This window comes from Bacteroides sp. PHL 2737 (assembly GCF_004115325.2).
GTDB classification, from domain to species: domain Bacteria; phylum Bacteroidota; class Bacteroidia; order Bacteroidales; family Bacteroidaceae; genus Bacteroides; species Bacteroides hominis.
The window spans coordinates 3,063,321-3,084,688 of record NZ_CP040630.1; the positions used below are offsets into that span (position 1 = coordinate 3,063,321).

General features: G+C 46.7%; 17 protein-coding genes. 16 read left to right on the forward strand and 1 reads right to left on the reverse strand.

Features of this window, described 5'->3' with window-relative positions:
- Position 1: 1 nt before the first annotated feature.
- From DBK98_RS12395 to DBK98_RS12465, 15 genes are all read left to right on the forward strand, one after another.
- Positions 2-940 (forward strand): fimbrillin family protein, encoded by a 939-nt coding sequence (locus tag DBK98_RS12395; RefSeq protein ID WP_005808946.1) that lies wholly within the window; start codon positions 2-4, stop codon positions 938-940.
- Between the two features lie 16 nt (positions 941-956).
- Positions 957-1,958: a fimbrillin family protein gene (locus DBK98_RS12400; RefSeq protein ID WP_032536277.1), complete on the forward strand. Its 1,002-nt coding sequence runs from the start codon at positions 957-959 to the stop codon at positions 1,956-1,958.
- Positions 1,959-1,970: 12 nt separating this feature from the next.
- Positions 1,971-2,945 (forward strand): fimbrillin family protein, encoded by a 975-nt coding sequence (locus tag DBK98_RS12405; RefSeq protein WP_175414013.1) that lies wholly within the window; start codon positions 1,971-1,973, stop codon positions 2,943-2,945.
- A gap of 24 nt (positions 2,946-2,969) precedes the next feature.
- Positions 2,970-3,965 (forward strand): fimbrillin family protein, encoded by a 996-nt coding sequence (locus tag DBK98_RS12410; protein WP_032536275.1) that lies wholly within the window; start codon positions 2,970-2,972, stop codon positions 3,963-3,965.
- A gap of 22 nt (positions 3,966-3,987) precedes the next feature.
- On the forward strand, positions 3,988-5,043 hold the full coding sequence (locus DBK98_RS12415; protein ID WP_032536350.1) for a fimbrillin family protein: 1,056 nt from the start codon (positions 3,988-3,990) through the stop codon (positions 5,041-5,043).
- 15 nt (positions 5,044-5,058) lie between these two features.
- On the forward strand, positions 5,059-5,985 hold the full coding sequence (locus DBK98_RS12420) for a fimbrillin family protein (RefSeq protein WP_032536274.1): 927 nt from the start codon (positions 5,059-5,061) through the stop codon (positions 5,983-5,985).
- A gap of 18 nt (positions 5,986-6,003) precedes the next feature.
- A complete protein-coding gene (locus DBK98_RS12425) occupies positions 6,004-7,575 on the forward strand; it encodes a hypothetical protein (RefSeq protein WP_032536273.1) in 1,572 nt (523 codons plus the stop codon).
- Between the two features lie 43 nt (positions 7,576-7,618).
- Positions 7,619-8,689 (forward strand): fimbrillin family protein, encoded by a 1,071-nt coding sequence (locus DBK98_RS12430; protein ID WP_032536272.1) that lies wholly within the window; start codon positions 7,619-7,621, stop codon positions 8,687-8,689.
- The gene (locus DBK98_RS12435) at positions 8,686-9,642 is read left to right on the forward strand and encodes a fimbrillin family protein (protein WP_022012833.1); all 957 of its coding nucleotides are present in this window, start codon (positions 8,686-8,688) and stop codon (positions 9,640-9,642) included. Before DBK98_RS12430 ends, DBK98_RS12435 begins: the two co-directional genes overlap by 4 nt.
- A 40-nt stretch (positions 9,643-9,682) precedes the next feature.
- Positions 9,683-11,215: a hypothetical protein gene (locus tag DBK98_RS12440; protein ID WP_032536271.1), complete on the forward strand. Its 1,533-nt coding sequence runs from the start codon at positions 9,683-9,685 to the stop codon at positions 11,213-11,215.
- Positions 11,216-11,227: 12 nt separating this feature from the next.
- A complete protein-coding gene (locus DBK98_RS12445; RefSeq protein WP_032536269.1) occupies positions 11,228-12,163 on the forward strand; it encodes a fimbrillin family protein in 936 nt (311 codons plus the stop codon).
- An 87-nt stretch (positions 12,164-12,250) separates the two neighbouring features.
- Positions 12,251-13,435, forward strand: a complete 1,185-nt coding sequence (locus tag DBK98_RS12450) for a hypothetical protein (RefSeq protein ID WP_032536268.1) — start codon at positions 12,251-12,253, stop codon at positions 13,433-13,435.
- Between the two features lie 146 nt (positions 13,436-13,581).
- Positions 13,582-15,555, forward strand: a complete 1,974-nt coding sequence (locus DBK98_RS12455; protein ID WP_005776569.1) for a BACON domain-containing protein — start codon at positions 13,582-13,584, stop codon at positions 15,553-15,555.
- Positions 15,556-15,574: 19 nt separating this feature from the next.
- The gene (locus DBK98_RS12460; protein WP_005808921.1) at positions 15,575-15,943 is read left to right on the forward strand and encodes a hypothetical protein; all 369 of its coding nucleotides are present in this window, start codon (positions 15,575-15,577) and stop codon (positions 15,941-15,943) included.
- Between the two features lie 118 nt (positions 15,944-16,061).
- Entirely contained in the window at positions 16,062-17,069 is a 1,008-nt protein-coding gene (locus tag DBK98_RS12465; protein ID WP_032536349.1) for a DUF5106 domain-containing protein, read from the forward strand.
- Between the two features lie 145 nt (positions 17,070-17,214).
- Here the strand turns inward: DBK98_RS12465 and DBK98_RS12470 are convergent, their stop codons facing one another.
- A complete protein-coding gene (locus DBK98_RS12470; protein WP_032536267.1) occupies positions 17,215-19,338 on the reverse strand; it encodes a Tex family protein in 2,124 nt (707 codons plus the stop codon).
- Between the two features lie 115 nt (positions 19,339-19,453).
- On the opposite strand from DBK98_RS12470, the gene DBK98_RS12475 reads away from it, so the two are divergent.
- Positions 19,454-21,367 (forward strand): HAMP domain-containing sensor histidine kinase, encoded by a 1,914-nt coding sequence (locus DBK98_RS12475; RefSeq protein WP_032536348.1) that lies wholly within the window; start codon positions 19,454-19,456, stop codon positions 21,365-21,367.
- The last annotated feature ends 1 nt before the right edge of the window (position 21,368 follow it).

Here is a 21,368-nt window from a genome sequence, read left to right on the forward strand (position 1 = left end):
AATGAAAACCAAGTCTGATATGAAACCAATTATAATAGCCACTTTATCGCTGATTTTACTGGCGGGCTGTGGTAATGATGATTTTCCGGTAGAAGAACAAAAAGTTCCTTTAGAGATTGCTTCTGCATTTGTAACAGGTGACGTGCAGACACGTGCCGTCACGCCACAATTACTTACATCAGGTTCGATCGGAGTTTTTCTGGAAGGCGAATCCGGAACCAGTTATGTAAAAAAAGACAATATACAGTATGACTATAACTCCGGCTGGAAACCAAACACGGAAACAATTTATCTGGGTGGAGAGAATGCCAATGTGTGTGCTTATAAGAAAACAACGAAATTAGATTTGGCAACTAAAGAAGCTGTTTCTTTGACTTCTCAGATTTTTGACGCCGAACTTGATTTGGTATATGCAGGTAAGAAAACAGTGAATGGTACTTCTGCCGCTAAGAGCGTTGAGTTTATCATGGGACATGCTTATTCGCAAATCGAATTTGTCTTTAGCCGGGAGAATTATCCTAATACATGCAGAGTAACTAAAATAGCCATAAAGAACGCGAATATAATTGAGAATGCTACGCTGAACCTGGCAACAGCGGTTTATACATCGACTAAAATCAATGCTGCGTTCAGTTATTGGACAAATGTGGCAAAGCAGGCAGATGGCATTGTGGTTCCTGAATCGGGGACTATAAAAAGTAATGTACTGATGATTCCCTGTACATTGGCCAACAATGGAGATACAGGAGTGACACTGGAGTTGACGGTGGACGGTCAACTGATGACAGTTCCGGTTGCGTATACTAAATTGGGCGCATTAACCAAAGGCATTATTCATCAGATCAGCCTGAAACTGAAAGGTACTGCACTTGAACTGAGTGTAAAAGATACTCCGTGGGATAATCAACCGGTAGATGGTGAATATAATCCGGAACCATAAAAAGGAAGGATGAATCATGAAACGACTTTATACGCATAATCCGGATTCTCACTTGGCAAGACGCTTGTGGCTGATGTGGCTTTTAATAGTAGGCTGGAGCTCTTGTTCACAAGTAGAGGTTGCAGACTCTGTAGGGGGTGAGAACGGAGAGATACCTCTTGAAATCCGGGCTACAACCGGTGCAGAGGTCGACACTCGTGCTGTTACTGCTGTAGAAATGACTGAAGGAACATTAGGAATTTTCCGTTTACCCGAGACGGATTATACGGCATTGGAAAATATTCGTTATAACCGTGTTGCGGGAGAAAACTGGAAGCCGGCTTCTACTGTGATATATGTCGGTGCCACTTACGCCAGGCTATGTGCTTATGCTCCCTATAACTCTGTAGAGTTTAAAAATAGTTCGTTGAAAACAGAAGCCGGCCTGACAATGCAGACTTATGCGGCGGAGAAAGATATGCGTTTTGCTGTCAGTGGGGGAGATGAAGTCTGGAAAAAGACTCCTACTGCGAATTTTGAATTGAAGCGTGCGTATGCCCGTTTGGTATTGTCTGTGGTACGGGATGCCACGTATCCGAACACGTGTAAGATAACGAAAGCAAAAATAAAGGCTTCTGCCGGAAATATAATCACAGCCAATACGGTTGACATCAGTACCGGAACCGAAGGAAGCGGAACACAAACACCTCAATATATTCACACTGTGACGACCGGTTTAAAAGACGGATTTGCAATAGGGGTTACAGATGATACGAGTTTTGACTGGCTGCTGCCCCAACAAACTTTTTCCGGAGGCGTAGTCTTGACACTTACGGTGGATGGCATGGATTATTCCGTCACTATTCCGGTCGATAAACTGAGCACATTTGTAAGAGGTACTAAATATACTGTGTCATTGGTTGTCAAAGGTGGAAAGTTAACTTTGCTGAGTGACAAAATCTTGATTGACAGGGATTGGACAGAGGTGCAGACAGGGACCGGAGGCAGTGGCGGTGATTATGATACCAGTTTTAATTAGAATATGAAGATTATGAAACGTTTATTATTGATCCTGGTGGGAGGTATTTTATTGAGTAGCTGTTCTGATGACAGTGAGATGGATGACGGGAGATGGAAAGCATCTGCACTTCGAGTACCGCTCGAGGTATCTTCGGCAGTCATTAAGCAGGAGGTAGTTACACGTTTAGCTCCCGATCCGGTAGCTCTGACGAAGGGGGCCATAGGGATTTTTCTGTCGGGCACAGAACCTGAAAGCGGACAAGCGGATAGCGGATATAAAGTTATTGACAACCGTAAATACGTTTACAGCGAAGGTCATTGGGGACCTCTGACGGCTAATGATACAATTTATTTAGTGGGTAACGATGCTGATGTCTGCGCTTACTACCCTTATAATGAATTGTATGCGGATAAGACGGTCATTCCATTACAATCACAGGATTATGTGGATACTGAAGATATCTATTATGCATTGAATACAATGATAAATGGTTTTACTCCTGCGATTACTTTTGATATGGTGCATGCTTATTCTTTGGTGGAGCTAAAGATCAGTCGTGAGAACTACTTCATGCCTTGTGAAATTAGTAAAATAACCTTGATGAATTCTGCTTTAATAAAAAAAGGCACTATTAACATTGCCGTTGACGGAAGCATACAGGCTTCGGAAACAGGGAATTATGATTTGACAACAGTAACTGCGGCTTCACCTTATACATTGGCTGTTGGCGGATCTTATGTACGCCGTGTATTGATGATTCCGGTTCCGCTTAAAATTGAGCGGACAGATGCGGAAGGAGGACAATTCGGGCTGTCTGTCAGCCTTGTGGTAGATGGACAACAGATGCTCGTGGAGATCCCGTATTCCGAACTTGGAGAGTTCAGGCAGGGAGAGAAGTATGTTATCGGATTAAAGATCAAAGGAACAGAAATCGTGCCTACCGTCAAAGCATTGGAATGGGAAGATGATAAGGTCAATGGCGGGGATAAATATCCTGTTGAATAAAATCATATTTAAAACTGAGCTACTATGAAAGGAGTACTATACATAAGTTTTTTAGTTTGCATGTTACTGGGGTGCAGCGATGGTGATAGCTTACCGGATTGGAAAAAAGACAAAACAGCCCGTACTGAGTTGGAGATTGCGTCTGCTTCCATTGTGGAAGGCAATCTACAGACCCGTGCCGATGCAGTTTTTACGTCCGGAAGTTCCATTGCTTTGTTTTGTCATGGGCAGGCTGCCGAAACGAGTTATACGCCTGTGAATAACAGAAAATATACGCTAAATGCCGGTGAGAGTCAATGGACAGCCGAGTCGGAGGCGAGTACCATTTATTTAGGTAGCGAGAAGGCGGATGTGTGCGGGTATTATCCCTATACGGAAGAAACAGTGGATAAGCTTTATAAGGACCGTACTAAAATTCCTATGGAGACACAAAACTATGACGTTTTAAAAGAACTGTATTATGTGACTAACCAGGAAGTTGATGCTAAGGAATATTTTGTAAATATGCGTTTTAAGCATGCTTATTCACGTTTAGTATTGAATATAGGGGTCGAAGATGCTTATCCGGCTACATGTAGTATTAATTCGGTGGCTTTGGCAAACGACTCATTGTTTCGAAAAGCGGTGATAGATATTACGAGTGGTACTGTTGGCATCCATCCGGATGATACGGAGAAACAATTCAGGGGTGGATATAACATTACAAAAGACCTTCCTTATGTTTTAGACAGTCCTGATAAAAAATACCAGGCTGATCTGCTTATGATTCCTACAAAATTATTGCCTGACCCTTTTGAACCGACTAAAGGGCTTAGCATTATAGTGAATGTAAGCGGATTTCCGGCAACGGTGATCATTCCGATAGACGATCTCTCTGATTTCGAGAGTGGTAAAAAATACGTTGTCTCTTTGAAATTGAGAGGGATTGCAATTAAATCGGTGACCGTAACCACTACTGACTGGGATGAGAAAATACTGAATGAAGGTATAGATTACGAACCGCTTCCCCGACGACCTTAATGATTATACAAAAATGAACAGCATGATTATGAAACTCAATATGAATATAAATACTTCTGTGGCTGCCATATATGCAATGATGTTATTATTGGTTGCCTGTTCGCAGGAAAGAACTTTATTTCCGACAGAAAAAACGGACAGTGTGCCTTTAAGCGTATTCACTTCGTTCAAGGCGGATGTGACTACAAGAGCCACCGCTCAACCCTTGCCTGAAGAGAGCAGTATCGGAGTTTTTTTGATAGCGGATGCTAACTATGTTATCCCTCAGAGTAATGTGAAATACACTTATCAGCCTGATGACGAATGGACGTCAGAGACCCCTGTTTGGGTGGGCGGGGCAAGAGCCGGTCTGTGTGCGTATTATCCATATGGTAGAGTTACTTTTTCCGCAGTTACACAGACCACATTAAAAAACCAAGCTTACACGGAGGAGGCGGATTGGTGGTATGCCAAAGACAATGCGACTCTCACAGTCAATAATCTGTCACCACAGATAGAATTTTTATTAGAGAAACCTTATTCTCAGCTCTCTTTGGAGATGATTCGTAACGGAAGGTATCCGTTGCAGTGTAAAATAACCAATGTACGTATAGAATTGGAAAACGGGGACCCGATGGTTGACACCGGGACGTTCGATATAAAAGACGGGAGCCTGCAAAACACAACGGATGTTACTTCTTATTCATATCCAACCTCCGGACCTATGCATGACACGGGATTGGGGGTAGGAGAAGCGGCGAGAGATACCACTTGTAACTATCTGTTTGTTCCTCAGACTCTCGCGTCCGGGTTGAAACTGACTTTGACCATCGATGAACGTGATTTCAGTGTGATTGTGCCACTGGAGGATCTTGGCGGGCTGGTAGCAGGAAAGCGCCACGTAGTCCGATTGGATATCAGAGGGGGAATACCGATTAATATAGTGGAGGTTACCACGACAGAGTGGCAATCAACAGAATTTGACGGTGGTGATGCCACTACTATTAAAGATACAACAGAGATCATTATTGATGGTGGTAAAGTGGGAACAGAAGATTGGGCGTCGGATCCTACAGAAAATGGATCAGGAGCACTGTAATTTAATATTAAACGTATGAAGACAAACCTATTATTTTTTATTTGCATCCTATTTGCATTAGTCTCTTGTGAACAAGAAGACAAGGTATCCGGAGAAAAGGCACTGGCTGTAGTGTCCGCTTCTTCCGACGATAGGCCCTCAACACGCGGAATTATAAACGATGATACATACGCTTTAGGGGTTTTTCGGACCACTGCCGGTACTTATACGCCTTTATTCAATGTGAAGCATATTTATTCAGGAGGAGAGTGGGGATCTGATGATGTAATCAAGGTAGATTATCGGAATGCTTCTTTTTTTGCCTATTATCCTTATCATACAGCGACCGGAAATTATGCCGGACTGGCAGGTGGCACTACCTTGACCCTGCAAGCACAGTTGTTCAATGCCGGAGAGGACATTTGCTATGGAGCAGGTGGAGCCTTGGGTGGAGGTCCGGTTAGTGTATACAATCCGTTTGTTGAGTTTCTGGATATGAAACACGCATATGCCCGGTTGAGGTTGACACTGACCCGCGGGGAAAAATTTGATAAGACTAAGAAATGTAATATACAGAATATTACTTTCAAATCGAATAATGCCAATTTTTACCTGACACGTAGCCTCGATATTGCTTCAACTGCCGGAGCTACCGGAGGAAGCGCTGTGACTACCGGGTATGTTCATAATCCTAACGTTAATATTGCCGCCGGTAAAAGCGTGACATACGAGTATATGTTTCCTCCGCAACCACTTGCCGGTAGTAAATTGACTATTCTTGTCACTGTCGACGGGGTGACTCGGAGTTGTGACATTTCAACGTTAGGCAGTTCTTTGGATTCGGGGAAATATTATGGAGTATCGCTGACATTTACGGATGTGGGAATCATCCTGTCATCGGCGGCTGTTACTGTCAATGATTTTGGCGGACAAGGAAATACTCCGATAGATACGGAATTATAACATAAACGGAGAATAAAGATGATACAACTGAAAGATAAACTAAAAGTAAATGGCGGAATGAGACGGTACATGGAAATGGTTTGTTTGAGCCTGTCGTTTTCTCTTTTCGTAATGAGTTGCAGTCAGGAAAGCGATACGTTTTATCCATCGATTCCGGATGAAGAACAGCCTGCTGTGGATGAAAGCCGGATGGTTCCGATACAATTGAGTGTGGACGGGGTTGATCGATTTTACGGAGGGGCAGTGACGCGTTCTGGAGAAACTGTTGCTCGTTTAGTGCAGCCTTTGGATTCTACTTATGATACCGGATATGATGTGGAGACAACAGTGGAGTCGGTTCCATTGGAGAATAGTGTGTCGACCCGTGCCAACTTGGGTAATGTACAGTTTCGTGTAGTGGCTTACAGAACAAATGCTTCGTCTGCCGCTAATTATGCGGGGACAGCTGTTTACAAGACAAATGGTTCGGGAGTCGCGGCTATTGTAGCCAAGACAGCTACTCCTGTCAATAGTGCCGGACAATGGATATTGGGGCCGGGCACATATACTTTTGTGTGCTATTCTTATGGAGTGAATAGTACACCGGCAATGCTGTCCGGTAATTGGTCCGCAACCGTTTCGCACAATCAGGATTTTATGCTTTGCCGGAAAGAAGGAGTTGTAGTAGCTCCCGATGATAGGGGAGAGTTTACATTGGGAGGAATCAGCTTTACACGTCAGTGCGCTCTACTCCAACTGGCTGTCACGGCCAATGATTTTTCTAATAATACGGTTCAACAATGTGCAGCCACTGTATCCAACTTGAATAGCAATAACATAACCTGGAATGCCGGTCAGGCAGCCCTTTCAACAGGCGGCACAGGAGGAGCTGTAAACTTTTCCTGGAGCAGCTTGAATGCGGCTACGGTTCATAGTAATGTATATAAGGTGCTGCCTCAGAGCAGCCGTACGTTAACCATTAAGTTCACGACTTTGAGAATTGGCAATATACAATACAACAACCGAGTGACGGTTAATGTCACCGGACGTCAATTTGTGGCAGGAGGTAATTATAAGATAACTGTTAAGATAACCGGAAACGGTATTACTGTGGGAGGAGCTACGTGGGCGAAAGGGAACGTTTACAGGAGTGGGAGTAATTTTTATTTAGAGTCTTCACAAAGTGGTTATCACAGTGGTACAGAAGGTGGATCTTTTTTCGGCTGGAATACTCTCTCTTCCAGTAATAATACGTATGGAGGAAGCTCTTTTTCCTCCAACAATGATCCTTGCTATCAGGTTCTTCCCCAAGGAACATGGTGTACTCCGACTGCCAACCAGTTACAGAATCTGGGAAATAGTGGCTATAGGTCTGGAAATATGAATGGTAAGAGGGGAGGATTTTTTGGCGGTGATAAAGTTTTTCTGCCTGCAATGGGAAACAGAGGTAAAAATAATGTAAACTATTGGCGTGAAACGGGGTATTACAGAAGCAGTACGGGCGCCAGTAATAAGCGTTGCTATTATCTGGAGTTTAATCAGAGTTATGCTGTTAAAAATAACTATTATTGGTATTGGGATGCATTCCCGATAAGATGCGTCAAAAGATGAAAATTTTGAAAATGGTGAAGTGTAATGTCGTAAAAAATGAATAATGAATAATTTAAATGATCTGATCAGGATTTGGTGTCTGCTACTGGTTTTGGTCGCCTGCAGCCAGGATGACAATATGGATGGTATACCCGATGATGCCACCGTACCTTGCACTGTCAATAGCGTGAGTGTAATCGAGCCGCATAAGGTCAATACTCGTGCCGCACTTAATGACGGAGAATCCATCGGGGTCTTTTTGACTGACGATGTGGCGGCGAATGGAGCTGGTAGTACCCGAAAATATTCGGACAGGAATAACTGTAAATATGCCAAGGTGACAGGAAAGTGGACGCCGATTGATGATGAAAACACTGTGTCACTGGCCGAAGGAGTTTATGCAAACCTTTGGGCAATCTATCCTTATCATGCCGATAAGGAAAACGGATTGGATTATACGGATCGGACAGCCATTCCTCTAAAGTCAAAACTGTATTCGGCTGAGAAAGATTTGTGCTATGGGCCGGGAACCGGAATAGCCGATGAGACCAGTTTTACTCAGCCTGTAAAAAGTAAAACTCCTGTAGATATTTCTTTTTTAAATATGGAGCATGCTTATAGCTGGGTCGTTTTTCAGGTCAACAGACATAAGTATACCAAAGATGCTAAGCTGTCAAAAATAAAGGTATCCAATGTGTTGACATACACTACTCTGGATATTACAAACGGAACTTATGCCGCCTCTGAAGCCACTCCGGAGCCGGGAATCGCAGAGAAAGTGGACGAAACGATTCCGGAACTGGAAACTGATTATGTAGAGGTGGGCTTCCTTATCGCGCCTTGCACATTAGGATCGATCGGAACCATTCTGGGAGTAGCTGACTGTGGCATGAAAGTAGACCTTACAGTAGATGGTGATGTATATACATTGGGGATTCCGCTTACTAAATTGTCTCAATTGGAAGCCGGGAAAAAATATTTGATTGAGATTACCGTACAGGGGGCGCATGGAATCGTCATTGGGGCGAATGGAGTTTCTACTGTTGACTGGCCTACGCCCCAAGAGGCTTCGGGAGACTTGATAGGTGAGGCTACTATACATACAAATTCTGTTTTAAACTGTTTTTGGTCATGAAAATTAATAATATGTTTTTTATTGCCATGTGCGGATTGTTTATATCATGCGGGGCAGAGATTACAACGGATACTTCATCCGAAGTATTATCCGACAGGCAGATTCCTATAGGAATATCGACAGTTGCTGTTCCTGAATACGGTGCGGAGACTACGCGTGGGCTGATTGCTAACGCCACTTATCGATTGGGACTGTTTCGTACCGGTGACAAAGGTTACCCTCCTCAGTATGATGCGCCTTATACGTATACAGCAACCGGATGGACGGCTTCTACAGAAGTGAAGGTGGATCATCGCGGGGTGAGTTTGTATGCTTATTATCCTTATCAATCCGTTTCCTTTGTAGATAATACGACAACAGCCGTCCTGAATGCGCAACTTTACAGTGCGGACAAAGATATGTGTTATGGGAAGGGGCTACCTGTGGGAAGTGCAAGCCTGATTAATAATGATGCTCCGGAAGTGGAGTTTACAGCTATGAAACACGCTTATGCCCGGCTCAAACTGACATTGCTGCGCGGAACGAATTATGATAAGAGTAAGGCATGTAATATCAAAAATATTACTTTGAAATCTAATAATACAAGTTTTTATCTGCAACGTCATTTGAATATCGCTACGGTAGCCGGCGCAACCGAAGGAACTGCCGTCGCAACAGGCTATGTTTATAATCCGAATGTGGATATAGCGATCGGGGGGCAATTGAGCTATGACTTCCTGCTGCCTCCACAGCCACTTGCCGGCAATACATTAACAGTTCTTGTGACGGTGGACGGTGAAGTGCGTTTTTTGAATATTACGGGATTCGGCAGTTCGTTGGATGCCGGATCATACTACAATGTATCTCTGACGATTACAGATATACAGATGGTACCTACGAATGCTTTGACAGTGAATGATTACGGGACTCAAGGGAATACTAATTTTGATTATAAATATGAGATGCATAATTGACAGGACGCAAACGGGAATACTTAGAAGTATGATTCGCCTAATGGCTCGTTCATGTTCTTTGTTCTTGATTTTGCTTGCAGTGACAGGGTGTGGCAGGGAGGAAGATGAAAGATTTCCTTCGGGACATCATGATCCGATAAAGGGAGATGGGGAGATGGTATCTATCAACGTAAAAGTAGATGGGGTAGATGAGTTTTTAGGTGGTGCGGTTACCCGTTCCGGAGAGATTTTGACAAAGATAGTGCAGCCTTTGGACAGTACTTATGATTCGGGCTATGATGTAGAAACGACAATTGAATCTTTACTTCCCGTTAATCCGGTGCAGACGCGTAGCAATATGGCCAATATGCAGTTTCGGGTTGTAGCCTATAAAAACAATTCCATAACGGCTGCTAATTATGCGGGTACAGCGGTTTATAGTACCAATGCTTCCGGCATTGCCTCGATTGTAGCGAATACAGCCACTCCCGCAGGTGTTTCCGGACAGTGGGTGTTAAGGCCCGGGACGTATGCGTTTGTCTTTTATTCATACGGAACCAATACAGCTCCGGCCGCTTTGTCCGGTAATTGGTCGACAACAGTGACGCATAACCAGGATTTCATGTTGTGTCAGAAGACCGGGGTAAATGTTACGGCCAATGCAAGCGGGCAATGCCTGTTGAGCGGCATTAGTTTTTCAAGGCAGTGTGCCCAACTTCAGTTGTGTGTAGTGGCTAAAGAGTTTAATAATAATACGGTTCAGCAGTGTGCGGCAACTATCTCGGGACTTAGCAACAGCCCTGTGACCTGGAATGCGAGCCAGACAACTCTTCCTGTAACAGGGACAAGCGGGACGTTGAACGTGGCATGGACCAATCCGAATGCTACCACAGTGAATAGTAATGTGTATAAGATACTCCCTCAAAGTAACCGTACACTTACAATTAAGTTTACTACTTTAAAAATCGGTAATGGACAAATGAATAACGCCATTACGGTTAGTGCTACAAACCGTTTATTCAGTGCAGCCGGTAATTATAAGATAACGGTTAGCATTGTGCCAAATTATATATCAGTGAGGAGCTATAAATGGGCAAGGGGAAATCTTTATAAAAGCGGATCTAATTTTTACTTTGAGGCTTCTCAGACAAATTATCATGGTGGTGCGACAGAAGGAGGATTCATCGGATGGAATACTCTTGATATTGGTGTAGCTAAATATAATAGTGGAAATTACTCTACAGCCAATGATCCTTGTTACCAAGTAGTCCCTCCCGGTACTTGGGAAACACCTTCTGATGGACAATTACAAGATCTGATTAATGCGGGAGTCACCTATAGCAGTTCTCCTAAAGGTTTCTGGTTTGGAGGGAACAATGGTGTATTCTTGCTTGCTCTGGGAAGCCGAAATCAGTCATCTACTACAATAAACAACCCTATATCAGCAAGCGATTCTTGGGCATTTTATTGGTCCCGGATTCCTTCAGGAGCAACAGCTAAAGGGCTTAATGCCTCTCAAGGCTCGAATAGTGCCTTTATAAACACAAGCTGGGCGCGGGCTGATGGCAGAACGATAAGATGTGTTAAACGATAAATTGTATGTCCAATGAAACAGGTATTAGAATGTTGTTTGCTTTCATTAAGTCTATTCCTCTTTTTCTCCTGCGGGAAGGAGGAAGAAGGATCTATCCCAACCGATAGACAAGTGCCTATCGGGGTTACAGAAGCTTCTTTAAGTACGAGAGTGTCCACGCGTGGAGTCATCAATACTGCTACTTATAAATTAGGTCTTTTCCGTACAGATGCTAACGGATATCCACCTCAGTATGATGCTCCCTATACTTATAGCGCAGCCGGTTGGACCGCATTCACAGAAATACTGGTGGATCACCGTCCGGTGGGTCTATACGCATATTACCCTTACCAGTCTGTATCATTTGTCGATAACACGACGACTGCGACTTTAGTTGCTCAAATTTATGATGTAGCTAAAGATGTGTGTTACGGTACCGCTGCGGCTACAGATGGATCGCCGGAGATAAATAATGATCATAAAGCAGTGCAATTTATTGACATGAGACATGCCTATGCCCGGTTGAAACTTACATTTGTCCGAGGGGCCGATGTGATGTCAGGCCGTGCATGTAAAATAGAAAACATAGTGTTGAAGAATAATTCAACCAACTTTTATCTTCAGCGGCAAGTCGATATAACTACCGGCGTGATTACCGGAGGGACCCCTGCGGCGGGGGGATATGTACACAATCCGAACGTGAGTATTTCATCCGGCAATCGGGTTTATGAATACTTGCTCCCTCCGCAACCTTTGACCGATAGTAAATTGACCATTTCGGTAACGGTAGATGGCGAAGTCCGTACGGTCACGGTTACTAAGTTTGTCGATGCATTGAATGCAGGAGGATACTATCATGTTACATTGACAATCAATGATGTGCAGATTGTTCCGAATGCGAATGTAATCGACAATGGGTATACGACGGATAATACTACCATTCAGAATAACACTCCAAGTGTAGTTTAAAATGACTGATAATAAGTGATGGGAGAGGCTCGGTAAATGTGAGCGGACTATCCACACCTTTTAATAAATTGATTTTAAATAGATAAGATGAAAAGAGAACTGAGCATAGTCTTGTGTCTGCTGCTGCTTCCGGGAATGACAGGAGTGAAGGCCAGTGCCGACTCACCGGAGAAAAAAACGGCGTCGGCAATGAACAATAAACAAAACGTACGACAGAAAATAACCCCGGTGGGTACTCGAAAGTCTACTTCGGTACGCCCCTTGTCCGTATGCGAGGTGAAAGTTAACTTACCTACGGACAGCATGTTGCTCTCGTGGGTAGACTTTTTGTCACCTTCGGTTACGGAGGCACCGAAGGTTGAGGAAGTACGGCAGACGGTGCGTGGCAGCATCGTGTTGGATTACAGTCGCGGGCAGAAGACGAAATATGATGAGCGTAATTTTGTAGAAGCTGTTTACAAACTTTTGGCTGTGACACGTCCGCTTAAAGAAACACCGGGTGTGAGTCTGGAAGGTATTCGTTTGACAGGTTATACGGCTCCGGACGGTGACTATCGGGCAAACGAACGTCTGGGCTTACAACGCGCACTGGCATTGAAAGATTATATCCGGCGGGAGAAAAGCTTCGGCACAGTGCCTTTTGAGGTGAACTGGATAGCGGAGGATTGGAAAGGACTGACCGATCTGATAGTTGGGTCGGAGATGGCATTCAAAGAGTCTGTACTCGACATTATCCGTACAGTGGATGTGGTGGACGGGCGCGAACGAATGCTGATGGATTTGGCGGGTGGGACTGCCTATCACTATTTGTCGTCAGCTTTCTTCGGGAAGTTGCGTCGTATCGACTACGAGGTAAGCTACGTAGACAGAAGTTTGGCGGCGCAGCCATCGATAGGCATGACAGAAGGGGAGGCAGTTGTTGCTTCGGGCAAACCGGAAGCATTCTCGGTGGCGGACTTCTGCCGCTTGGCAGAAGCACATGCCGTAGGTTCGGCTGAATTCAATGACTTGATGGACTTGGCGGGACGTCTTTATCCGGACAGTCCGGTGGCGTGCATCAACGCTGCCGGAGTAGCCTTGTTGCGTCGCGATACGGAGCGTGCCCGGAGATATCTGCAACGCTTTGCCACCCTGCCTGAAGCCGGGTGTAATATGGGTATTCTCTGTCTGCTTGAAGGTGACCAGGGAAAGGCGGAAGTTTACCTGAGCCTGGCACAGGCAGGAGGAAGCGTGCCGGCAGGGAGGGCACTGCGCTTCGTGCAAAGTAAGTAAAGGCTCACCACAGAATACGCAGATTCACACGGAGTCGTTTTTTCTCTCCGTGTGGTTGCATTTAGTAAAGTATGAATAAAGAATCTGTGAAAATCTGTGTAATCTGTGGTGAAAAGAAAAATGGAAAACACAAACTGACGAAAGTTATGGATATAGCGGAAATAGCAACAATGGCATTTATCGCTTCGGGGATGACATACAACGCCGTGAAGTATTGGCGGGTAAACCGAAAGGTGCACATTGCCCGTGAGTGGCCGGTGAGTCTGATTCTGAAACGTATGGATTATTTGTCGGAAGAGTGCCGGAGAGCGGTCTTGTTGGTCTTTGACCGACGAGGATATCTGGTGCGCAAGTACCCTGAGGCGGATGTGCTGAAACGGAAAAAGAAATGGCGGCTGCGTTGCACTGTACAGGAGGGGATGTTGAACTTCTGTGTGCTATTCACCCCCCATGCGCTTTGCCTGAGCGGGATACATCATCGTGATGATGTGGATCGCCTGTTTGCCGGTCATACCGGCATCTGTATTGCCGAAACTGGATTACAGGAGATTGTTCATGGCGCGTCGTTGGAGTTGATAGCTGCCGGTACGGAAACAGACGAGGAAAATGAGAAGACCGATTCTGCCACATTGGATGCATTGCTTCCGGGAGAATTGGTTACGGACGCAATGGCAAAGGATCTTCCGGTAGAGTTGAAGGGGTGTAGCGAACAATGGTATACGGGAAGCGTGCATTATGCGAAAGGTGAACCGGATAACTGGCTTGCCGTGCGCCGTGAGGGGGACCGGCTGTTGATGCAGTTTCGTACCAACTTTTCTGCCGTGGAACGGGAGGCAACCATTGAGATAGGGAATGGCGAGGGAGTACACTTGCTCAAGGTGCGTCAGCAGGTGATGGGTATTCATCCCACGTTGACGGTCAGTCGTCGGCTCTATGTCAGTGCCGGGCGGAAGAACGAGGCTGTGACGCTAACCGTTATCCCTGACAATGAACAGGCATGTTGGTGCGTGAAGAGTGCTAACGCTAACGACGGTGGATGTTGGTATTCGGTCTATCCGCCTGTGGGCCTGCAACAGAAAGGGAGTCAGAACTTGAAAGTACATCTTGAAGCGAAACCAGCCAATGTGCGCTCGCGCTCGCTGGCTCTGACGTTGGAGACGGGTACATATCCTTTCAGCCAGACGACAGATCTGTTATTGATGCAGGGTGTCTGCTTTGATTATTATATAGAGTATCCGCCGGAAGATCCTTGTGCACGACATAGCGGGGTGATAGAGATGCCACCGGGTTACAGGGAGGAGGTGAGGACATACAGTGTGTGTGTGGACAGTAACCAGTCGTGGCGTATCGTGAGCGATGAGGCGGCGGCCTGGGTGGAGGTGAGCGAACCTGAACTGTTGCAGGGACATTATGACGGACGGTTCACGGTGAAGGTACATTCTAATGCAGGATACCGGGTACGTGGTGGATTTCCGGCAGCGCGTCACACGGTGCTCTCGTTGGTGAATGATACGGGCGTGGTACGCGATATCCTTATTTATCAAGGTGGATACGTACGTATCCGGGGTAAATATTGGCTGGACCGTAATCTGGCGGCAGGCGGGAAATTAGCACAGGTAGCCATCCCGTTGGGGTTGGAAGTGGGTACCACACTTAATCAGGGTACGTATTTTCAGTTTGGCTGTCCTACTGATCGATGGGAGGAGAATTTTACGCCCTGTCGCGGCAGTTGGTACGATGGCACGGCAGAGAGTCCTGCACGGATTAATGAGTTGGACCCTTCACCGGAGGGGTGGAGGCTACCATCGCGTATTGAAATGGAGGCATTGATGAACAGTCCCGCTGCTCCGATGGAGCTTCAACGGGAGGAGGACCGGACGAATATCTGCCTTCTGAGTGACGACGGAGTACCAGTATACCTGCCGCTGTGCGGACACCGGAGCCATATCAACGGCTGCCGGATTGTGGTTCCGCACGGTCATCGTTACTGGACGGGGAGTAGTCAAAGTCCGGTATATGGCTATTCGCTTTGCGTAGAACCCAGTCGACAGATGTATTTGATGCACGATATGAAGAAATATGGGTTTCCGGTAAGAAGCGTGATGAATGATGAACTATAAACGATTAACCAGGAAGGGTATGATAGAAATAAGGAAGATTGAAGAGGTACGGAGAGGTGTGGATATTCCGGAGATTACGGGTATTTATGATCCGCTGAGCGGAAAGAAAGACGGGACGATCACACCAATGGCACCGTTGGTGGTTTGGGGACGTAATTTGAGACATTATGCGCTGGAGGATTTTAAATTGTGTCTGGTGGCACAGAGGAAACCGGTGGAGGTAATCGAGATCAAACTTGTGTATACATATTCGGATAAGAAGGTGATTGCGGCTATTCCGGAACTCAAACCGGGAGAATATCGTCCTGCGGTACGATTGAAGGATGATGAAGGAAAGGTGTATGTGTTGCCTGCGGTGTGGGTGGTGAGGGGAAGATGGAGAAGATGAGGGACAATAAACGGATTTACCACGATAGATATATAGTAACACAAAGTTTCTTAATATATGGAATTAAGTACTATATGTCTTTGTGAGACTCTGTGGCGAAATAATAAGCATGAACAAAATGAATATAAAGAAGAAGTTGGTGGCATTTGTATCGACGGTAGTGTTGATGGCCCTGGTGGTGGTTTGTCTGGGTCTGCTGCTGGTAAAAGTTTGTTCGGGGACGGATGAATGGAAAGAGGTGAGAATAGAACCGGTAGTTGGATCTGCGGCGAAAGATTCAGTACATGTAGTGCATTACACACGGCCGGAGATACCACAGGTGATGACTGAGCCGGCGGATCGGGCGGCATATTACGTGAAACATTATTGGGATGACTACTTGGTGGATGATACGGCGTGGGTGAACGGCATGGATACGGAGCAACTGTATGCCGACTTCATCGACGCGCTGAAGTATGCCGAGCCGGAGGCAAATTTGAAGGCGTTGTATACCATGATGGTGAGGATGGAGGCAGACAGTACGGCGTACAAGCGTTTCTGCCTGCTGGGTGAGAAGTATCTTTACGAACCGAACTCGCCGATGCGCAACGAGGATTATTACATCGCTGTGTTGGAACAAATGGTGGCATCCGGGCGGCTGACGGAGTGGGAGAAGATACGCCCCGCGGATCGCTTGAAACAGGTGCGCAAGAACCGGCCGGGGATGAAGGCAGCAGATTTTGCGTACGTCACCCCGAAGGGTGAGAGCGGGCGGATGAGCGGATTGAAGGCAGAGTATACGTTGCTGTTTTTCTATGATCCGGACTGCTCAAACTGCCGGAAATTTGAGAAGGTATTTGAGGAGATGCCCGCTTTTGTAGAGATGGTGGAACAAGGGACGCTGCGCGTGTTGGCTGTCTATCCGGATGAGAACGAAGAAGAATGGCTGGTGAAGTCGGCACACATGCCGCGGGGATGGATTGTAGGCTGGAATAAGGCGGGGGATATCCGCAGCCGGCAGCTGTATGACATTCATGCCACGCCGAGCCTCTATTTGCTGGACCGCCGGAAGCGGGTGATCCTGAAGGACGCATCGATGGACCAGTTAATCGGTTATCTGGCGACACGGGACGCAAAGAAGAAATAAAGACATTGAAGATCTGTCTGACCCCGGTTACCTCTTTCTATAAGAGCATGTACAACAGTGGTTGTCGTTTATTCTTGTTAGGGGCTAATTGAAGGAGGTACCGGGGTTTTATTCACCTCTGCGGTGAAATCTTTGTTTGAAGCCATTATTCGACATTCATCGTCAACTGTATCCGTTTCCGTTCGAAGTCAATGCTCAGTACTTTCACCGTGACGTGCTGATGGATGGAGACCACTTCGGTGGGATCGGTGATGAATCGGTTGGCAAGCTGGGAGAGATGGACAAGTCCGTTTTCCTTGATGCCTATGTCCACGAAAGCACCGAAATTGGTGATATTGCTGACGATACCGGGAAGCACCATGCCTTCGCGGAGGTCATTGATGGTGCGAACGTTCCGGTCGAATTCAAAAACCTGTATCGTGTCGCGCGGGTCACGTCCCGGTTTATCAAGCTCTTGGAGAATATCTTTCAGAGTGGGGAGCCCTACAGTGGGGGTGATATACTTTTCTACTTCGATACGATTGCGCAGGGCTTTGTCGGCAATTAATTGGGGTACGGTACACGAAAGATCCTTCGCCATTTGATTGACGATGCCATAACTCTCGGGGTGTACGGCGGTGTTGTCCAGTGGGTTCTCACCTCCGGCGATGCGAAGGAACCCTGTGCACTGTTCAAAAGCTTTGGCTCCCATGCGGGGCACTTTCATCAACTCTTTGCGAGAAGAGAAGGCGCCGTTGGCGGCACGGTAGGAGACGATGTTCTGTGCCAGTTGCGGACCCAGCCCGGAGATGTAGGTGAGCAGATGACTACTGGCAGTATTGAGGTTGACGCCTACTTGGTTGACACAGTTCTCAACCGTCTGGTCGAGCGATTTTTTCAGCTTCGTCTGGTCTACATCATGTTGGTACTGACCTACACCAATGGATTTGGGGTCGATTTTTACCAGTTCCGCCAACGGGTCCATCAGGCGGCGGGCAATGGATACGGCGCCGCGGACGGTGACATCATAATCGGGGAACTCGTCGCGGGCTATCTTGGAAGCGGAGTAGATGGAAGCACCCTGCTCACTGACGACAAATACCTGTACGGGACGGTCGAACTGCTGGTGAGTGACAAAGGTTTCTGTCTCGCGGCTGGCAGTCCCATTGCCGATGGCGATGGCTTCTATCTTGTAGGCTTCTATCATTTTCCGGAGTTTGGATGCGGCTTCGGCTTTTTTGTTTACCGGGGGATGCGGGTAGATATTTTCGTTGTGTACCAGATTACCTTGCGCGTCGAGACAGACTACCTTGCAGCCGGTACGGAATCCGGGGTCGATGCCCATGACACGTTTTTGCCCCAGAGGCGGAGCAAGGAGCAGTTGGCGCAGGTTTTCGGCGAAAACACGGATGGCTTCATCGTCGGCTCTCTCTTTACTGAGGGCGGCAAACTCAGTTTCAATGGAAGGCTTCAGCAGGCGGCGGTAGGCATCCTGCACGGCTTCGGATACATGGCGTCCGCATTCGTTGGTGCTGCGTACGAACTGGCGATAGAGTCGTTCGAGGCATTCATCGTCGTCAGGGGTGATACTGACCTTCAGCAAACCTTCGGCCTCGGCACGGCGGATGGCGAGCAGGCGGTGTGAAGTGCAGCGTTTCAGGGGAGAAGAGAAGTCGAAATAGTCGCGGTATTTGGCAGCTTCTTCATCTTTTCCTTTTACTACTTTGGCAGTGATAACAGCTTGACGGGCAAAGAGGTTACGCACGGCATTGCGGGCACGTTCGTCTTCGCTGACTTGCTCGGCAATGATGTCCCGGGCGCCTTTCAGGGCATCATCGGCATCTTTGACATCGCCTTTCACGAAGGCGGAAACCCGGGCGTTGAGGTTGTTCTCCCGCTGCATCATTATCAACAGGGCGAGGGGCTCGAGCCCTTTCTGACGGGCGGCTTCCGCACGAGTCTTGCGTTTAGGCTTGTAGGGCAGGTAGATATCTTCAAGGGCAGTGGCATCCCAGGTCGCATCGATGCGTTGCTGCAATTCGGGTGTCAGTTTGCCCTGTTCACTGATGGTGCCGAAAATGGTCTCTTTACGCTTGGCGAGGTCGGAGAGTTTATCGTACTGCGTTTTGATAGCTTCTATCTGCACTTCGTCCAGGCCGCCCGTGATTTCTTTACGATAGCGGCTGATGAAAGGGATAGTGGCTCCCTCGGCCAATAGCCTGAGGGTATTGCTGATTTGCTTTTCCGGCAGGTTGAGCGCTGCCGAAATCATTTTGTGAAAGATTTCCATAAACTATTTTTAGGACATTGAGCGACAAATGTACGCAATAATCTACTATAACCATCAACTTTTAGTATCTTTGCGGGCATAAAAAACGGATACACACACTCTAAAACAGATGAATATGCCGGTGTCGCTTAAATATATTCTTTTTTTGCTTCTGGTAGTTATGGGTTTCTGCCGTCCCCTGACGGGATATGCCGCTACCGGAGAGAAACCTATCCTTATGATCTGTTCGTATAATCCGGGAGCGTATCCTACTTCAGCCAATGTTTCCGATTTTATGGATGAATATGAGAGATTAGGGGGCAAACGGGGAGTGGTCATTGAAAATATGAACTGTAAGAGCTTCTCTGATTTTCCTCGCTGGAAAGGGGTGATGAGAGACATTTTAGATAAATACCGGGGGAATCAAGAGCCGGCGTTGATTATTCTGTTCGGACAGGAGGCATGGGCCTCTTATTTGTCACTGAACGATTCGGTGACAGGGGAAGTGCCCGTGTTGTGCGCACTGACCAGCCGGAATGTGGTACTACTTCCGGATGATGAAAAAGATTTGGCACACTGGATGCCGGAATCATCGGATTTTTATGAAGATAATCTGAAACGGCAGGTACGTGGCGGATTTATGTACGAATATGACATTGCATCGAACATCCGCATGATCCGGGCTATCTATCCGGATACAAAGAATATCGCTTTTATATCGGACAATACTTATGGGGGTGTCACTTTGCAGGCGCATGTGCGGAGGGAGATGAAACAGTTTCCTGAACTGAACCTGATTCTGCTGGACGGGCGCGAACACACCATTTATACCATTGTGGACGAACTTCGGAAACTGCCGAAACATACGGCTGTACTAATAGGCACGTGGAGGGTGGACAAGAACGAAGGCTATTTTATGAGGAATGCCACGTATTCGATGATGGAAGCGATTCCGGACATACCGACATTTACAGCTACTTCCATCGGACTGGGTTATTGGGCTGTCGGAGGGGTAGTGCCTGCTTTCCGGACATTTGGTAAAGAGCTGGCGGCGGAAACAGCCCGGTTGTTGGAAAATCCCGGAGATACGACACTACGGGTGGAAGTGGTAGGCACGGAAGCACTACTGGATAGTAAAAAAGTGAAGGAACAGAAGATAAACGTGGCTGCATTGCCTATGGCGGTGAAGCTGGTAAACGAATCACCCTCTTTCTATCGGCAATACCGGTATCAGATCTGGGGTGGAGTAGGCGTTCTGTGTGTCCTGGTTATGGGACTGCTGATTTCTATCTATTTCTATCTGCGGACGAAACGGCTGAAGGATGATTTGGAACGTTCGCAGGCGGATTTGTATGAAGCGAAAGACCGGGCGGAAGAATCGAATCGGTTGAAAAGTGCTTTCCTTGCTAATATGAGCCATGAGATACGGACACCATTGAATGCGATCGTGGGCTTTTCGGACGTGTTGGCTTCGGGTGGAAGCTCGGACGAGGATCAGCGGAATTATTTCAGAATTATCCAGTCGAACTCCGATTTGTTGTTACGGCTGATTAATGATATACTCGATCTTTCGAGGTTGGAGGCAGATAAAGTGACGCTGACTCCGGAAGACTGTGACGTGGTTCAGCTATGCAGGCAGGCGTTGTCGTCGGTAGAGATGTCGCGCCGGGAATCGGGTAACCGGTTTGTTTTTGAAACCAAGATCGACTCTTTTGTTTTACAGGTAGATGTTCAGCGTTTGCAGCAGGTGCTTATCAATTTGCTGACGAATGCGGCGAAGTTTACCAAAAACGGTACAATCACATTGCAGTTTGAAGTAGACAGGGAGAAGAAGCGGGTATTGTTTGCTGTGGCGGATACGGGCTGCGGCATTCCGAAAGAGAAACAGAAGCAGGTGTTCGAACGGTTTGAGAAGCTGAACGAATATGCTCAGGGGACCGGATTAGGACTTTCGATCTGTAAGCTGACAGTGGATAAATGGGGTGGTAGTATCTGGATTGATCCTGACTATGAAAGAGGGGCGAGGTTTGTTGTTTCGCATCCGTTATAAG

Bases quoted from the DNA above. Each gene is read 5' to 3' on its own strand.
- DBK98_RS12395 (WP_005808946.1), top strand. From the start codon at position 2: ATGAAAACCAAGTCTGATATGAAACCAATTATAATAGCCACTTTATCG.
- DBK98_RS12400 (WP_032536277.1), top strand. From the start codon at position 957: ATGAAACGACTTTATACGCATAATCCGGATTCTCACTTGGCAAGACGC.
- DBK98_RS12405 (WP_175414013.1), top strand. From the start codon at position 1,971: ATGAAACGTTTATTATTGATCCTGGTGGGAGGTATTTTATTGAGTAGC.
- DBK98_RS12410 (WP_032536275.1), top strand. From the start codon at position 2,970: ATGAAAGGAGTACTATACATAAGTTTTTTAGTTTGCATGTTACTGGGG.
- DBK98_RS12415 (WP_032536350.1), top strand. From the start codon at position 3,988: ATGATTATGAAACTCAATATGAATATAAATACTTCTGTGGCTGCCATA.
- DBK98_RS12420 (WP_032536274.1), top strand. From the start codon at position 5,059: ATGAAGACAAACCTATTATTTTTTATTTGCATCCTATTTGCATTAGTC.
- DBK98_RS12425 (WP_032536273.1), top strand. From the start codon at position 6,004: ATGATACAACTGAAAGATAAACTAAAAGTAAATGGCGGAATGAGACGG.
- DBK98_RS12430 (WP_032536272.1), top strand. From the start codon at position 7,619: ATGAATAATTTAAATGATCTGATCAGGATTTGGTGTCTGCTACTGGTT.
- DBK98_RS12435 (WP_022012833.1), top strand. From the start codon at position 8,686: ATGAAAATTAATAATATGTTTTTTATTGCCATGTGCGGATTGTTTATA.
- DBK98_RS12440 (WP_032536271.1), top strand. From the start codon at position 9,683: ATGGCTCGTTCATGTTCTTTGTTCTTGATTTTGCTTGCAGTGACAGGG.
- DBK98_RS12445 (WP_032536269.1), top strand. From the start codon at position 11,228: ATGAAACAGGTATTAGAATGTTGTTTGCTTTCATTAAGTCTATTCCTC.
- DBK98_RS12450 (WP_032536268.1), top strand. From the start codon at position 12,251: ATGAAAAGAGAACTGAGCATAGTCTTGTGTCTGCTGCTGCTTCCGGGA.
- DBK98_RS12455 (WP_005776569.1), top strand. From the start codon at position 13,582: ATGGATATAGCGGAAATAGCAACAATGGCATTTATCGCTTCGGGGATG.
- DBK98_RS12460 (WP_005808921.1), top strand. From the start codon at position 15,575: ATGATAGAAATAAGGAAGATTGAAGAGGTACGGAGAGGTGTGGATATT.
- DBK98_RS12465 (WP_032536349.1), top strand. From the start codon at position 16,062: ATGAATATAAAGAAGAAGTTGGTGGCATTTGTATCGACGGTAGTGTTG.
- DBK98_RS12470 (WP_032536267.1), bottom strand. From the start codon at position 19,338: ATGGAAATCTTTCACAAAATGATTTCGGCAGCGCTCAACCTGCCGGAA.
- DBK98_RS12475 (WP_032536348.1), top strand. From the start codon at position 19,454: ATGCCGGTGTCGCTTAAATATATTCTTTTTTTGCTTCTGGTAGTTATG.